The following is a 15,435-nucleotide window of genomic DNA, read 5'->3' as shown; positions in this document are numbered from 1 at the left end:
CTGACCGCCCGCAAAGCCTCTTTTTATATGGCGTTACCTTGGGCTTCTGCTCTCATAATCCTTTGGTCCCAGGTTCAAGTCCTGGTGGGCCCACCAGAAATGAAAATACCAGCCTTCGGGTTGGTATTTTTTACTCAGTACATCTCAATTGAATTCATTGCAATAGTATCTGATATAGTTTTTGGACTAAAACCAATCAATCTCGCTGATGAAAAAAATCGCTGCATTACTCCTTACTTTCTTGGTCTTATCCCCAGCTACTATTCAAGCTGCCGAAATCAAAGTCGCTGCCGTTGAATTTAATCCTGTCGAACAGAATGTACAGGCCAATATCGATGGGATAGTCACGAAAGTAACGACTGCCTCTCAGAATGGGGCTAAGTTAATTGTTCTGCCAGAGGTTGCTGTAACGGGTTGGATTATCGCCAGTAAAAAGGACTCGGATACGATTCCAGGTAAAGCGACTGCAGCGATGGAAAAGATCACGAAGAAATACAACAACTATGTTGTGATTGGCTTGTATGAAAATGATCCAGTAACCGGATTAACTCATAATGCGGCCGCTCTAATCGGGCCTCAGGGCTACATAGGTAAATACCGTAAAAATCAATTGCCCCCTGGGGATTTTGAAACGGCTACCCCCGGAAATCTTGGCTTTCCCGTTTTTGATACTGAGATCGGCAGAATAGGCATGCTGATTTGTTTTGATGATAGCCGCCTGCAATCATTATTGCTTCCTAGTTTGCGTGGAATGGATATATTGGCAATGCCAATTGGTTCCGATGCAATGCCTAAATTTGAAAAGGCCAGTATTGGAAATCACTCTACCATTGGAAACATAGCTACCTTATCTCCTTGGATTGGTGTCAATACTATTGCCGCAAATCAGGCTGGCTTGGTTCGCATCCCGCAGATTCAATTTGTTGATCAGTTCGTTGGTGGCTCCTCTATCATGGGCAGTAGTGGTAAACAGCTCGCTAGCTCAAAGGCATCCACTTGGACTAAGCCTCGTGATCCTCAAATTATTTACGCCACAATTGATACAGCCAAAAAGAGCGATCAAAAAGAATTCTGGTTAAAGCATCGCAGACCCGAGCTATATGGCATCTATAACTTATATAAAGCGCCGGATGATCCAGCGACTAATAACTCTCAGAATCAAATTGCAGCCCTTTTAGTTCAATATGATCCAGTCAATGGTGATGTAAATGCCAATGCTAAGAAAGTAGATGGCTTGATTAAGGCTAATCCCAATGGTTTTAATCTCGTAGTACTGCCATTTAATTCATTTGTGGGGAAAGTAGTCCTCAATAAAGAGAATATTGCTCAATATGCCGAGAGTCTTGATGGTAAGAGTGTATCCTTGGCTGCTGATATTGCTAAAAAATATAAGACTTATCTTTTATTTTCAATGCCAGAGTTAAAGGATGGAAAATACTATGAGACTGCGATCCTACTTGACTTCAATGGCAAGCAAGTTGGCGTGTATCGTAAATCGCACTTAAATGCTGATGAGCAGAAGTGGGCTACTGCCGGTAATGATCTGCCTGTATTTAGTACCAATGACTTAGGTAGAGTTGCCATCATGCTCAATGATGAGGTGCGTATTCCTGAGCTAACGGAAGTTTACGCTTTAAATAGAGCGAATCTTATCCTTATCCCAGCAATGTACGATGGGAAAGCATATGGCGGTGAAGTGAATATTCCTAAAGGATTGGTGCCAGCAGCTAGCAATCGAGGCATGTATATGTGGTTTGATATTGCAAAGTACTCTCAAGCCTATACGCTTGTAGCTAACTATCTCCCAAAGGAGTCTGGCGAATTTGCTGCAAGCGCCCTATATTCCCTGGTACCAGAAGAGGGTTTTTACCCTCCCAATATCGCGCCGAATAAAGAGATGGCGCACCAAGTGCTATTTGAAACAAATCTGAAAAATAACTTATGGATCAATCAACAAAAGCTAGTGGTTGCTAGACGTTGGGATCAAGCCACGCCTTTAACTCTAGACCCTCAAGGTGCTTGTTTTAAAGAGTGGCAAAAAGACTCCACCAATCCAGAAATGTGCCCAAAGGCAGCTGGTAAAAGGTAGCAGTCTTACTTAGTTAAAAAACCAACCCGAAGGTTGGTTTTTTCATGGGAAAAATAAATCCTATTACCTGATTAGGCAACAGATAGACCGTGACCCACCACAAATTGACCTATTTTCTTTGCGCTAGTGAAGCCGCTAGTATTCAGGATGGAGAGTACTTGCGCCTCTTGTTCTGGGGCACAAGAAATTAATAAGCCACCGCTAGTCTGTGGGTCGGTCAGCAGGTTTTGTTGCCAGAGCCCTAGATTGCTAGCAAGCTGAACTTCATCGCCATAGCCAGCCCAATTCCGGGTAGAGGCACCAGTAAAGATATCTGCTTGCACATGCTTAATGGCTTCCTCAATCACTGGGATAGCACTCCAATTTACTTCCGCCTTTAAATGTGAGCCTCTAGCCATCTCTAGCAAATGCCCTGCCAAGCCAAAGCCGGTTACATCCGTTAAGGCATGAACGCCATCAAGCTGGGAGAGTGCAACACCAGGCTTATTGAGTTTGGTAGTGAGTGCAATCATCTCTTTATAGCCTGCTTCTGAGAGCAGCTCTTTTTTCAGCGCTGCTGAAAGAATGCCCACGCCTAATGGTTTGCTGAGGATGATGCTATCACCTGCTTGGGCGCCACTATTGCGCTTCAGTTTTTTGGGATCCACTATACCAATTGCTACTAAGCCGTATATTGGCTCTACCGTATCTATGGAATGGCCACCAGCAATCATGATGTCAGCGTCATGACAAACGGATTCACCACCAGCAGTGATTTGTTGAATGACGTCTAAGGGTAAAACTTGAATAGGCATGCCTAAAAGTGCGAGTGCAAAAAGGGGTTGCGCACCCATGGCATAAATATCTGAAATGGCATTGGTTGCAGCTATGCGACCAAACTCGAAGGGATCATCGACGATGGGCATAAAGAAATCGGTTGTCGCAACGATGGCTTGATGTTCATTAATTTGATAGACAGCAGCATCTTCATTGTTATCGGAACCCGCAAGTAGCGCAGCAGGTAGATTACGAATCGGTGAAGACTTGAGGATGTCGCTCAAGACGCCCGGTGCAATCTTGCAACCACATCCCCCACCATGAGATAAAGAGGTAAGGCGTCCGTTATAGAGAGTGGTCATAAGTTTAATATTCAGTAAAAATTAGGCGAGAGATGTTATTAGTCGCTTCAAGCCACTGTGCCAAAGTTGACGCAGGTGGATCGGGAGAATACAAAAGATAGTCGTCAGCTAAAGATCTGGGCATGGCCAATTTTAAGCCTCAGCACTGTTAGTGGCAATCTGTTAGAGCTCTCTACTGTTTTTGATCGAATTTACTTGATCGCCATTGGTCGAATTGACGTTGATTGTGGGCGGCCACTCCTTCAACAGAGTCTTGGGGTAATTGTTTAAGGCATTCAGCCAGCGCCTCAGGACTGGGTTTTTCAGAAAACTGAATATGTTTGGTCTCTCGCGGCGATTTACCATCCCAAACAAAAGGATTGCCAGATAATGGTGGGTCGGGCAGGCAATCATTTCGGTAGATTGGGACATCATTGGAGGCAAAAGGCGTAAATGAAATCGTTCTCTCAAATATGAGTGGTTTGCCTGTTGGCGTGGGCGGGAGAGTTGTCATCGCGCTAATTGCTTTTCTCGCCAGTTGCTCTGCCTTATCTGAGGTTTTCCAAAGTGTCTCTACTTTAGTAATGCTGCCATTAGGAGCGATTTCGATTCTGAATCTCACATGCCCTTGATCGGGGCCTTCCACAGCGGTCCCCATCATGCTACGGACTTGTTGGCCAAAAGAATGGCGATAACCTTTGCTATTTTTCAGTGTGTACTTTGAGGCAAAGGCCCACTCTTTTGCTGTTGGGGCTGATGGCGCTGCTAGAGACGCGGGTTGTTTATCGTCATTAGGGCTGGGTTTTAGATCGCTATTATTCTTAGGTATAGGTTCCTCTAGGCGAACCTCAATAATGTCTGGACTTTTATCATTGGGGTTTACATCAATAAAGCCTTCATATACAGCCCACATCAGAATGAGGCTGAGGTGGAAGGCAATTGATAAGCCGATAAAGAGATAGGAGCTAAGCCGATTTGGTTTGATCAATTGATGGGAGCTTGGGCTGTATTGATTACATTAATAGGCTTACTTCAGTGCTTTGATAATGCCATGGATATTTCAGCACTTGTTTGCTTAAAGACTATATTCTTATCAGAATCATTTTAATTTCTTTCTACAGTCCAGATTTAGAAATAGTGCAAAATCAATTTATAGTCTGAAAAACACAAATTAAAGAGATTCGTAGCTAGACCACATGAGTGATATTGAACATTATTTTTCAATCCACAATCGATCCTGGGATTGCTTGGGAGAAATATCTGCCCAAGAAAAGCAGGCACGCATTGACTTGGCAACCTGTTATAGACTTTCGGCAAAAATGCAGTGGGACGATGGCATTTACACCCATATTTCTGCGGTTGTTCCTGGTGAACCTCAAACTTACTTAATCAACCAGTTTGGATTGAGGTTTGAGGAGGTAACACCTTTCAATCTTGTCAAAGTAGATGTCTTGGGTAATATTTTGAATGGTGCTGGACCGGTCAATATTTCTGGGTTTGCGATTCATGGCGCTATCCACACTGCTCGTAGTGATGCTATGTGTGTATTTCATCTACATAATGAGGCTGGTATTGCTGTATCTGCACAAGCAAAAGGTCTTCTGCCTTTGTCGCAACATGCCATGCGGTTTTATCATGATCTTGCCTATCATCCATATCAAGGTTTAGCTCTATCAGCCATTGAGCAAAGTGAACTCATTGCTAATTTAGGTAATAAGAAAGCAGCCTTACTACGAAATCATGGCAGTCTGGTCTGTGGCTTCACAATTGCACAAGCCTTTTATCTCATGCATACCCTAGATAAAGCCTGCAATATTCAGTTAAAGATTTCGGATCTCGACCAAGTACATTTTCCTAATAATTCTATTTGCACTCAAACCTACGAACAATTATGCGCGGATGGTGATGCTGAAGGTCAAATAGAGTGGCCAGCATTTCAACGTTACTTAATCAATTCATTTTACTAATTCAAAGGAGGGCTTATGCCATTAATTCAAATTCAGTTGTTTGAAGGGCGCAGTACTGAGGTTAAGCGAGAATATGCCATTGCTATTACAGAGGCTGCTGTAAAGATATTTGGTTGCTCAGCTGAATCGGTAGATGTGATTTATCAAGAAGTGAAAAAATCAGACTGGGCCACTGCTGGCAAACTTTGGAGTGATTAAGCAATATTACTTGGTCAGTACTTTTCATGAATATGGGCTCCGTATTGCAATTCATATTCGCTATAGAGATGCCGCAAACCGCTGGCTAATGCTTGCGCTAACTGATCACTCTTAGACTTAACTCAAATGGTTTAAAAGTCATTCCAATAGATCAATTTGTGTATAAAGCAGGGCAGGGCACTAAACATCAGTATTGAGGCAATCTAGTGGAGCTAATCGTTGGCATAAGGCCCAACAAGAATGACCGGTTTAGCGGCCTAGTAAGTTAATTTCGTTTCCGATCAATTAACCTTTGTTATTCTCATGTAATTACTCCATTACCTTTGAAAAAGCCCATCATGAAACTTGCCCCAAAATTACTATCAGCACTATTAATGACCCATTGCGCTTTGGTATTTGCCAAAGGAAATGCGGACACCATTTTTTACGGCGGTCCAATCGTGACAGTCAATGCCAAAAACGAAGAGGTTCAAGCTTTGGCTGTGCAAAACGGCAAGATTGTTGCCGTTGGGTCAAAAGATTCTGTAGTGAAGGAGTGGCAATCAAATAGTACTAAGGTAGTTGATTTGAAAGGTCAAACCTTAATGCCGGGCTTTGTCGAGCCACATGTTCATATTGTGGTCACCTCAGTTTTTGAAGGCTTGGGTTTAAATTTAAGTAACTTCACATTGCCTTATGACACCAAGGAAACCTTAATTCAAAAAATGAAGGCAGGATTAAAGAATGTGCCTACTGGCGGTTGGTTATTTGGATTTGGTGTTGATCCATCTCGCACCACCCCTTTTATGTCCGAACTCACGGCGGATGATTTAGATAAGGTATCTACGACTGTGCCGATTTTTATCGTCAATCAATCAGGTCATATTGGCTATGTTAACCATAAGGCTTTAGAGCTTGCTGGGGTTACTAACAAGACGCCTAATCCTGCTGGGGGTGGTATCTACGTCAAGGACGCCAAAGGCAATCTCACTGGGAAGTTAGTTGAGCCGCCAACTTATTTGCCCTTTATGGCCAAGATGCCAAACCCAACGGAGGAGCAATTATTTGGTGCAATCCAGGGCACTATGAGAAAAATGGCATCTACTGGAGTGACCACGGCCTCTGATATGAGTGTTGGTGGTAATTTTGGCGTTGATAAAGAAATCGCCATTTACAGAAGCATCTTTGCTAAGAATGCATCACCAATTCGAGTACGTGGTTATTTGTTTAGCGAGGTTTTGCCAGCTGGATATAAAACTATTAAACCGAATGACGGCGATGATAAGTTGCGCTTCATTGGTGTGAAATATATTACGGATGGCTCTACTCAGGGCTTAACCGCTGCGCTCAATCAGCCCTATAGTTATCCGAAGGATTCTAAGTGGAGTGGATCCCTCAACTATAAAGATTCAGATATATATGCCTCTATGAAGTCATACTTTGATCAAGGTTGGCAAATTTCTTCACACTCCAACGGCGATAAGGCAATTGATCAAGCTTTAAATAGTTATGCAAAGCTGTTAGCTGGAAATCCTAAGCCTCAAGAGCGCCGTTTACGTATTGAGCATTTCACGGTAAATAATGAATCACAAGTTCAAAAGGCCGTGCAGTTAGGCGTTGTTCCCAGCTTTACTATTGGCCATGTGAACTATTGGGGATCAGCCTTTAATGACCATATCCTCGGACCTGAACGGGCTAAACGAATTGATCCTGCTGGCGACTTTAAACGTGCAGGTGGCAAATTTACATTACACAGTGATTCCCCGGTATCTAATGTCGGCCCTTTAAATTATGTGAGCGAAGAGGTAACGCGCCTCTGGCAATTGCCACCACAAAAGGTTCTTGGCCCAACGCAGGCAGTCACGATTGATGATGCACTTCGCGCAGTAACGATTGATGCTGCCTATCAAATTTTTGCCGATAATATCGTGGGTAGTTTAGAGGTCGGAAAACAGGCTGACTTAGTTGTGTTGGAGAAGAATCCCCGCAAGACACCGCCGGCAGAGATTCGCAATATCAAGGTTAAAGAAACCTGGATTGATGGTAAGCCTGTCAGTCTTTAGTAATAGGGATGTAAGCGCATTATGAATTTGCAAGCAACATTTTTTTGTTTATTCTCAGTGGGGCTTTTCTCTGGAAGTGTTGCGGCTGTTCAGTTACTCGATCCGCCGTCAACTCCCAAGCTTTCAAACATCACTGTTTTTGTTGCTCAAAAAATCGTGACGATGGATCCGGCCATTCCTAATGCTACTGCGGTAGCTGTGGCAGATGGTCGCATTTTATCGGTAGGATCCTTGGAGGATATGAAGCCTTGGACTGATAAGTATCCAACGAACATTAATCGACAATTTGCTAACAAGGTGATGTACCCAGGATTTGTGGAGCCCCATGCGCACCCATTACTTGCCGGGATCCTCTTTAATAAACCGCTCTTGAGCCCCTCTCCCATGCCTAACCCTTGGGGTAAGCCCTTCCCGGGGGTGGCTAATTTGCAGGCAGCAATGACGCAGTTAAAGCAGTATTCGGATGCCATGAAGGATCCTAACGAGACCTTATTGACTTGGGGTTATGACGTAGTGGCAATGGGTAAGATTCCGGATCGTCAGCTGCTAGATCAAGCTTCTACTACAAGGCCAATCATTGTTTGGGATTCCTCTGGTCATGATATGTATGTCAACAGTGCCATGATTAAGCGTTATGACATCACACCAGAAAAAGTCAAAAATATTAAAGGCATCGGGATTGATAAAGACGGTCAATTAAATGGCCAGTTTTTAGAGATTCCCGCCATGCAGTACGTGCTCAGTGTTGCTGGTAAAGACATTATGAAGCCCAATGAGATTCCTAATGACTATATGTATATCAATGACCTAATGCAGCAGGCTGGTATTACCACCTCCGGTGATTTAGCATTTGGAACGCTCAATATCGATATGGAAAAGAAGGTTGCTCAAGCCTTCAGCAAATCTCCCAATGCTGCTTTGCGAATTGTTCCAGTGGTGTATGCAGAGCCATTCATTCAAAAGTATGGCGATAAAGCAATTGCAGAGGCAAGTAATCTGAAGGCCTTAGATAATGATCGTCTTATCTTTCAAGGGGTGAAGTTTTATAGTGATGGCGGATATTTACCTGAAACTATGCGCATGGAGCACCCTAGCTATACCAATGGAAGCTTAGGCTCATCTAATTATCAATCTGCCAATGACTTTGCTTCTGCCATGAGGCCATGGTGGGATGCTGGTTTTCATATTCATATTCATAGCAATGGAGATATTGGTAACCAAAATTCCATCAATGCTTTGCAGTTAATGATTGATGCCAAGCCACGCTTTGACCATCGCTACACCATTAACCATTTTGGTATTCCATCCTTAGCTATGGTCAAGAAGATCAAAGTTCTGGGTGCAGTGGTGAGTGCGAATATGTCCTACATATCTGAACGCGCTAAGCTGGAGTACCCAGCTTTGGGTGTTGATCGTGCTTCTTATGCCACCCGACTTGGTACTCTAGTGCGCAACGGAATCCCAACCTCAATTCACTCTGATGCTCCAGTATCTGCGCCGGCCCCACTAAAAGAAGCTTGGACCGCAGTTACACGTCGGGATGTTTATGGCGATGGCAAAGTATGGGCCCCAGCCGAGGCAGTTACCGTAATGGATGCGATGAAAATGATCACGTTTGATGCTGCTTATACTTTGGGCGTTGAGGATAAGGTTGGAAGCATCGAGGCTGGTAAATTTGCAGACTTTACGGTGCTCGATAGCGATCCGCTAACCGTAGCAGCAATCAAAATTAAAGATATTGCTGTGCATGCGACCGTTCTTGGTGGGAAGGTAATTCCTGTTTCTGAGACGAAAAAGCCAAGACCGCTTGAGTAAATGAAAGCCTTGTCATAGAGACAGTTATTGAGTTCTCTAGAAAAAATGCTATTTTAAAATTTCCAAATATGGAGCATTCGAAATAGCAATTACCCCATGGTATGGACTACTCAATGTGAGGGCAATCATACAAATCGGAACTAAAACTGTAGCTGTAGCAATAATCAGCGCGGTGATGAGGGCTTTTGGTTTAGATAGGTGCACTAGAGCGACTGAGATTTGTACCAAAAGGGCTAGAAATAGTATGGCATACCATCGGATGTGATGAATATCAAATGAGACAAATGCCAGTCTGGTTTCTCGAGCAGTATTAATGGTTTGAAAAGCGTTAAATAGCGCCCTAGATTCTGCTGTATTTTGAAGGCTATCAACTGCACTAAATACTTGGGAGCGTAAATCTTCAAAGTACTTATGTGTGATGGGTGAGTGCACTTGACGGCTCGAAAGCGTGTCCCATTCATCATCAATAATAGATTTCGCATACTGCTTAGAAGCTTCGTCTAGCCGGTTATTTTTCAGGCTAGGGATGCTATTGGCCAAACTAATAATAGTCATAATTGACTGACTCTCGCTGCGAATAGCTTTAGTGGCGATCGTATAGTTTTCCCAAACGGATGTTGCCAAGAGCGCTGCTATCAGAGAAAAAAGCACTGCCGGAAGACTAAAGAAGGGCGCAACAACCCCCTCGAGAGGTTCAGCCAACTTACGCTTACTGGGGCTCACAAAGAACCAGGCAATTAATACAGCTGAGAAGGTAAAAAAAGCAATCAGCAAGGCGATTGCTAAAAACTCGAATTGTTCGGCTAAATTTTGCAAGGAAGCTCGCTTATTAACTTACAGGGGATATTGAGATTCTATTCTAGTGGGTAAGTTTAGCTATGCCATCTTCACTATCTTGCCAGGATTGAGAATATTGTTTGGGTCTAAGGCCTTCTTAATACTGCGCATGACATCAATCGCATCTTGACCATATTCATCCACTAGAAAATCCATTTTATGCATGCCTACACCATGCTCTCCAGTGCAGGTGCCACCAAGTTTGAGGGCGCGATGTACGATCAGGGAATTTAATCGTTCTGCTTCTTCTAGGTCCTTAGGATTATTAGGGTCAATCACTAAGAGGACATGATAGTTGCCATCGCCAACATGCCCAAGTATGGGGGCTTTTAACCATGAATTCTGCAAATCATGCTGGGTCTCTTCGATGCACTGCGCTAATTTAGAAATAGGCACACAAACATCGGTATTCATGATGCGAGAACCTGCTTGTAACTGCAAACAAGCAAAGTAGGCATTGTGTCTTGCATGCCAGAGACGAGCACGATCTTCTGGATGTGTGGCCCACTCAAAATCTTCCCCGGAAAAACTTTTAACAATTTCTTGTACTGACTCGGTTTGCTCTTTGATGGATTGACTTGAGCCACCAAATTCAAAGAATAAGGTAGGCTGTTCTTTGAGATTGAGCTTGCTATATTGGTTGATTGCACGAATGGCTAGCTCATCGACCAGCTCAACTCTGGAGACTGGCACTCCTAATTGAATTACTTGAATTACTGATGAAACCGCATCTATGATGGATGGGAAGCTACAAATTGCTGCAGCGAGATTTTCAGGTTGAGGGTAAATCTTGAGTGTCACCTCAGTAATGATGCCAAGAGTTCCTTCGCTACCCACATAAAGACGAGTGAGGTCATAACCAGCGGATGATTTTTTAGCTTGAGTACCAGTTCGGATAATTTCGCCGGTGGCAGTAACAACTGTTAGTGCCAAAACATTCTCGCGCATGGTGCCATAGCGAACCGCATTAGTACCAGATGCCCTAGTAGCCGTCATGCCCCCAATTGAAGCATCCGCCCCTGGATCTATCGGGAAGAAGAAGCCAGTATCTTTTAATTCAGTATTAAGTTGTTTACGTCGTACTGCGGGTTGAACTACTGCAATCAGATCTTCAGGATATACGCCTAAAACCTGGTTCATATTATTCATATTCAATGCAATGCCGCCATGTATTGGTAATACATGACCCTCAAGGGATGTGCCTGCAGCAACTGGAATGACTGGTACTAAATACTGATTGCAGTATTTAACTAGCTGAGCAATTTCTTCTGTGGTATTGGCAAAGACGACCCCTTGAGGCATTACTGCGGGGTAAGAAGACTCATCATGACTATGGTGCTCAAGAACGGCATTCGAAGTAGTGAAGCGCTCCCCAAACAATTCAGAGAGTTTTTGAATAAATTCAGAAGGTAAGGGCTGGTTCATAAGTTCAATCGAATTGATCTATTTCAATCATGTTTCCATTATTCAATTTATTATTGAATATATCTAGGAATTTTGAAGTAAAAATTGTTAATCAGAATTTAGGTGTTCTGCAAGGGATTTTCCCTTATATTAAAAGAAGATAAGGTAAGGGTTGATAGATGATGGATATTCATGCCGACTATAGCAAGCGAGTAGTAATGAATCATCATGACTTGCCTTGGGTGCACAGTCCAGAGTCAGGTATTGAGCGGCGCATGCTCGACCGTATTGGAGATGAGGTAGCAAAAGCGACTTCGATAGTGCGCTATCAACCTGGGGCGCGCTTTAGCTCGCATGTGCATGAATATGGTGAGGAGATCTTAGTATTAGATGGGGTGTTTAGTGATGAGACGGGAGATTATCCTGCTGGCTCATACATCATGAATCCACCCGGATCTTCACATGCCCCCTTTAGTGAGACGGGCTGCATTTTGTTTGTAAAGCTTAGACATCTTGGGGCTGATTGTGTTGAGCGTGAAATCGTGGACACCAATACCGCTGAGTGGTTTCAGGGAATGGTGCCTGGTTTAACGGTAATGCCCTTAATGCGACAAGGCTCTGGATCTACTTTGGTGAGGTGGGCACCGCAAACGTTCTTCAATCCCCACAAGCATTATGGTGGTGAAGAAATCTTTGTCGTGGATGGTGTCTTTGAGGATGAGCATGGTCGCTACCCTGCGGGCTCTTGGATACGTAGCCCTCATATGAGTTTGCACCAGCCATTTAGCAAAGAAGGTTGCACAATTTTTGTGAAGACTGGGCACTTGCTGTAATCAGCCTCTCAAATGCCTTTTAGGGCAATGAGTAGGCTGATTAGGGTAATACGCCTTTACTCTTCCAAAAGACTTCTTAACATCCAAGCGGTTTTTTCATGGACATCTTGTCGTTGGGTTAGCAGATCCGCGGTAGGCTGATCGCTTGCTTTTTCAACCAATGGAAATAATTTGCGAGCAGTTCTAGCGGTAGTCTCTTGAGCTTTTACCAATAGCCTGACCATATCCATTGCCTTGGGTGTCCCAGTTACTTCTTGAATGGAAGTTAGCTTAGAAAACTCTTTATACGTTCCTGGAGCATGCTCGCCTAAGGCGCGGATACGCTCTGCAATTAAGTCTAAGGCATTCCACTGCTCTGTATATTGAGTCATGAACATATTGTGCAGCGTATTAAATTGTGGGCCCGTTACATTCCAGTGAAAGTTATGGGTCATAAGATATAGCGAATAGCTATCAGCTAGCAACTCAGAAAGACCTTTGGCAATTGCCTTGCGGTCTTTTTCATTGATCCCGATATCGATTTTTGATGATGTAGATTTTGTAGCCATAATTACCTCCAGTAAATACTAATAAATTGCGTGAATTAAATTAAATATTGGCTTACGCCAATAGCAAGACCAGATAGATTAATGACTAACCCTATCACAAGTCTTATTGGGTTTGATGCTTGAATTGCTTTGATCATTTCAGACCTCCAGCTTAGTTTTTATCTTGCGTTATTAATGCCCTTGAGATCAGTGTGGGCTGAATGTCTCATTTGGTCAAACTAATAATATTGACTATATTGATCGATTTATTAGATAACTTAATTCACACCAGCTCCGGACTGCTTTGCAGCTTGAGCTAATGGGCTATTTTCTGATTCTAGGGTTCCTATTAAAACTCCCGGATAAAGAATTCTTTTCTGACTAGGCAGATCCATTTGCTGGTATAAAAAAGCATAATGAGAGTCAATATTTACTTGGAAACCCCATGGAGCCATTAAGCAACCTAAAGGTAATTGAAATGGGGCAGTTGATTGCTGGCCCATTCGCTGCAAAGACCTTAGCCGACTTTGGTGCTGATGTTATTAAGATCGAGGCACCTAAAACGGGTGATGCATTGCGCAAGTGGCGTTTGTTAAAAGAGGGCACTTCTGTCTGGTGGCAAGTTCAATCTCGTAATAAGCGATCTCTTTCGCTCGACCTTCGACAAGCAGAGGCTCAAGAGATTGTTAAAAAACTGATTACTGAAGCTGATGTATTGATTGAAAACTTTCGCCCTGGAACTTTGGAGGGCTGGGGCTTAGATCCCAATCACTTGTTGGAACTCAATCCCAAATTGATTGTGCTGCGAATCAGCGGCTATGGTCAGACTGGCCCATACCGAGATAAGCCCGGCTTTGGTGTAGTTGCCGAGGCAATGGGTGGTCTGCGTCATTTGACGGCTGAGCCTGGGAGGGTTCCGGTGCGTGTGGGGGTAAGTATTGGTGACACACTGGCTTCCTTACATGGCGTAATCGGAATTTTATTGGCATTGCAAGAGCGTCATCGTAGTGGTCTAGGGCAAGTCATTGATATTGCGCTCTATGAAGCCGTCTTTAACTGCATGGAAAGTTTATTGCCTGAATACAGTGCCTTCGGTGAGGTCAGACAGGCCGGTGGTAGCGCCTTACCAGGCATCGCTCCAAGTAATGCCTATTTGTGCGCAGATGGTGGTTATGTATTGGTTGCCGGTAACGGCGACAGTATCTTTAAACGCTTGATGGGGATGATTGGGCGTGATGATTTAGCAAATGATCCAGCGCTGGAAAATAATGATGGCCGAGTTACTCGTGTTGCAGAATTAGATCAAGCCATCGGTGATTGGGCTAAATCCATGACCACTGACGAAGCTCTGAAACGCCTGGATACAGTTGCAGTACCTGCCGGCAAAATTTATACCGTTGCTGATATTGCCAATGACCCACATTTTAGGGCGCGTGGCAATATTGAGACGATTGTGATGCATGATGGCAGCCAATTGGATGTGCCAGGGGTCATCCCAAAGCTTTCTCGTACGCCAGGTTCAATCAGAACGCTTGCACCCAATATTGGCGAGAATACCGATGATATTTTGCGCGGTATTGGTTTAACGAGTGCGCAAATTGATTCTCTTAAAGAGCGTGGTATTGCATTTACTAAATAATTCATTGAACCATTAGCAGAGTAAATCTTATGACCAGAATATATTTCAATGATGTTGTTACCAGAGATGGCTTTCAGATTGAACCTCATTTCATACCCACGGAAGATAAGGTAAGGTTGATTGATGAACTGAGCCAATGTGGCTTTGCCAAAATTGAAGTCACCTCTTTTACATCACCTAAGGCTATACCGATGCTGCGTGATGCTGAAGAGGTAATGGGGAAGATTGCGCGCTTTCCTGGAGTCGAATATACGGTGTTGGTGCCAAATCTTAGGGGCGCAGAGCGTGCTCTAGAATCTCGTGCAGATGAGTTCAATTTAGTGATGTCTAGCTCTGAAACCCATAACCTTGCTAATTTGCGAATGGGTCGTGAAAAGAGTTTTGCCGGCCTAGCAGAGGTGATTCGCTTTGTAGATGGAAAAACCCCCATCAATGTTTCCTTATCAACTGCCTTTGGTTGTCCGATGGAAGGTAATGTGCCCCAATCCGTAGTTGAGAAATTTGTTGAGCGATTTGCAGACTTGGAGGTTCGAGGGCTCACAATTTGCGACACTACCGGCATGGCAAATCCGGCACAGGTTGCCAAGATGGCAGAGGATTTACAAAAGAAATTTAGTCATTTGCAGCTTACTTTCCATTTTCATAACACTCGCGGCATGGGCTTGGCCAATGTACTGGCTGCAGTTCAATCAGGAATTGTTCGCTTTGATGGTTCTTTGGGCGGTCTCGGTGGGTGTCCTTATGCACCAGGGGCAAGTGGCAATATTTCTAGCGAGGATGCGATTCATATGCTCGATGCTATGGGCTATGAGACTGGAGTAGATATCCCAAGATTGCTCAAGTTGGCGCGTGAGTTGCCGGAAATTGTGGGGCACTCAGTTCCTGGTCAAGTAGCCAAGGCAGGCAGCACTTGTGATTTACATCCCGCGCCAGACTATATTGATGAACTACGTTAGATGCACCCTTTTTTACTAAATGCATAGAGAC

Annotated in this window: 13 protein-coding genes; 8 read left to right on the top strand and 5 right to left on the bottom strand. The window is 43.8% G+C overall.

What is annotated here, in order from left to right; translation table 11 throughout:
* Positions 1-208 precede the first annotated feature (208 nt).
* A complete protein-coding gene (locus tag FD974_RS07620; protein WP_215364055.1) occupies positions 209-2,089 on the top strand; it encodes a nitrilase-related carbon-nitrogen hydrolase in 1,881 nt (626 codons plus the stop codon).
* Positions 2,090-2,160: 71 nt separating this feature from the next.
* Here the strand turns inward: FD974_RS07620 and selD are convergent, their stop codons facing one another.
* Both selD and FD974_RS07610 read right to left on the bottom strand, forming a co-directional pair.
* Positions 2,161-3,207, bottom strand: a complete 1,047-nt coding sequence (gene selD, locus FD974_RS07615) for a selenide, water dikinase SelD (protein WP_215364054.1) — start codon at positions 3,205-3,207, stop codon at positions 2,161-2,163.
* A gap of 172 nt (positions 3,208-3,379) precedes the next feature.
* Positions 3,380-4,174: an energy transducer TonB gene (locus FD974_RS07610; protein WP_251374569.1), complete on the bottom strand. Its 795-nt coding sequence runs from the start codon at positions 4,172-4,174 to the stop codon at positions 3,380-3,382.
* A gap of 208 nt (positions 4,175-4,382) precedes the next feature.
* Between FD974_RS07610 and FD974_RS07605 the strand changes: the two genes are divergently transcribed.
* The 4 genes from FD974_RS07605 (at position 4,383) to FD974_RS07590 (ending at position 9,208) form a co-directional block, all read left to right on the top strand.
* Positions 4,383-5,153, top strand: a complete 771-nt coding sequence (locus FD974_RS07605; RefSeq protein ID WP_215364053.1) for a class II aldolase/adducin family protein — start codon at positions 4,383-4,385, stop codon at positions 5,151-5,153.
* A gap of 15 nt (positions 5,154-5,168) precedes the next feature.
* The gene (locus FD974_RS07600) at positions 5,169-5,351 is read left to right on the top strand and encodes a 4-oxalocrotonate tautomerase (RefSeq protein ID WP_215364052.1); all 183 of its coding nucleotides are present in this window, start codon (positions 5,169-5,171) and stop codon (positions 5,349-5,351) included.
* 338 nt (positions 5,352-5,689) lie between these two features.
* Positions 5,690-7,393, top strand: coding sequence for an amidohydrolase (locus FD974_RS07595; protein ID WP_215364051.1), 1,704 nt, complete (start codon positions 5,690-5,692; stop codon positions 7,391-7,393).
* 21 nt (positions 7,394-7,414) lie between these two features.
* The gene (locus FD974_RS07590; protein ID WP_215364050.1) at positions 7,415-9,208 is read left to right on the top strand and encodes an amidohydrolase; all 1,794 of its coding nucleotides are present in this window, start codon (positions 7,415-7,417) and stop codon (positions 9,206-9,208) included.
* 48 nt (positions 9,209-9,256) lie between these two features.
* Here FD974_RS07590 and FD974_RS07585 read toward each other — a convergent pair whose 3' ends face one another.
* Together FD974_RS07585 and FD974_RS07580 are read right to left on the bottom strand one after the other, a co-directional pair.
* On the bottom strand, positions 9,257-10,024 hold the full coding sequence (locus FD974_RS07585; RefSeq protein WP_215364049.1) for a DUF4239 domain-containing protein: 768 nt from the start codon (positions 10,022-10,024) through the stop codon (positions 9,257-9,259).
* Positions 10,025-10,084: 60 nt separating this feature from the next.
* The gene (locus FD974_RS07580) at positions 10,085-11,470 is read right to left on the bottom strand and encodes an FAD-binding oxidoreductase (RefSeq protein WP_215364047.1); all 1,386 of its coding nucleotides are present in this window, start codon (positions 11,468-11,470) and stop codon (positions 10,085-10,087) included.
* A gap of 161 nt (positions 11,471-11,631) precedes the next feature.
* Between FD974_RS07580 and FD974_RS07575 the strand changes: the two genes are divergently transcribed.
* Positions 11,632-12,282, top strand: coding sequence for a cupin domain-containing protein (locus FD974_RS07575; protein ID WP_215366778.1), 651 nt, complete (start codon positions 11,632-11,634; stop codon positions 12,280-12,282).
* Positions 12,283-12,338: 56 nt separating this feature from the next.
* Here FD974_RS07575 and FD974_RS07570 read toward each other — a convergent pair whose 3' ends face one another.
* A complete protein-coding gene (locus FD974_RS07570; RefSeq protein WP_215364045.1) occupies positions 12,339-12,830 on the bottom strand; it encodes a Dps family protein in 492 nt (163 codons plus the stop codon).
* A 424-nt stretch (positions 12,831-13,254) separates the two neighbouring features.
* Here FD974_RS07570 and FD974_RS07565 point away from each other — a divergent pair, with 424 nt between their 5' ends.
* Both FD974_RS07565 and FD974_RS07560 read left to right on the top strand, forming a co-directional pair.
* Positions 13,255-14,448 (top strand): CaiB/BaiF CoA-transferase family protein, encoded by a 1,194-nt coding sequence (locus FD974_RS07565; RefSeq protein WP_215364044.1) that lies wholly within the window; start codon positions 13,255-13,257, stop codon positions 14,446-14,448.
* 29 nt (positions 14,449-14,477) lie between these two features.
* Complete coding sequence (locus tag FD974_RS07560; RefSeq protein ID WP_215364043.1) at positions 14,478-15,404, top strand: hydroxymethylglutaryl-CoA lyase; 927 nt, start codon at positions 14,478-14,480, stop codon at positions 15,402-15,404.
* Positions 15,405-15,435: the final 31 nt, after the last annotated feature.

The organism is Polynucleobacter sp. es-EL-1 (assembly GCF_018687975.1).
In the GTDB taxonomy this organism is placed as follows: Bacteria; Pseudomonadota; Gammaproteobacteria; order Burkholderiales; family Burkholderiaceae; genus Polynucleobacter.
This window is presented reverse-complemented; position numbering and strand designations above follow the sequence as displayed.

Coding starts and splice junctions, on each gene's coding strand:
- FD974_RS07620 (WP_215364055.1), top strand. CDS start 209: ATGAAAAAAATCGCTGCATTACTCCTTACTTTCTTGGTCTTATCCCCA.
- selD (WP_215364054.1), bottom strand. CDS start 3,207: ATGACCACTCTCTATAACGGACGCCTTACCTCTTTATCTCATGGTGGG.
- FD974_RS07605 (WP_215364053.1), top strand. CDS start 4,383: ATGAGTGATATTGAACATTATTTTTCAATCCACAATCGATCCTGGGAT.
- FD974_RS07600 (WP_215364052.1), top strand. CDS start 5,169: ATGCCATTAATTCAAATTCAGTTGTTTGAAGGGCGCAGTACTGAGGTT.
- FD974_RS07595 (WP_215364051.1), top strand. CDS start 5,690: ATGAAACTTGCCCCAAAATTACTATCAGCACTATTAATGACCCATTGC.
- FD974_RS07590 (WP_215364050.1), top strand. CDS start 7,415: ATGAATTTGCAAGCAACATTTTTTTGTTTATTCTCAGTGGGGCTTTTC.
- FD974_RS07580 (WP_215364047.1), bottom strand. CDS start 11,470: ATGAACCAGCCCTTACCTTCTGAATTTATTCAAAAACTCTCTGAATTG.
- FD974_RS07575 (WP_215366778.1), top strand. CDS start 11,632: ATGGATATTCATGCCGACTATAGCAAGCGAGTAGTAATGAATCATCAT.
- FD974_RS07570 (WP_215364045.1), bottom strand. CDS start 12,830: ATGGCTACAAAATCTACATCATCAAAAATCGATATCGGGATCAATGAA.
- FD974_RS07565 (WP_215364044.1), top strand. CDS start 13,255: ATGGAGCCATTAAGCAACCTAAAGGTAATTGAAATGGGGCAGTTGATT.
- FD974_RS07560 (WP_215364043.1), top strand. CDS start 14,478: ATGACCAGAATATATTTCAATGATGTTGTTACCAGAGATGGCTTTCAG.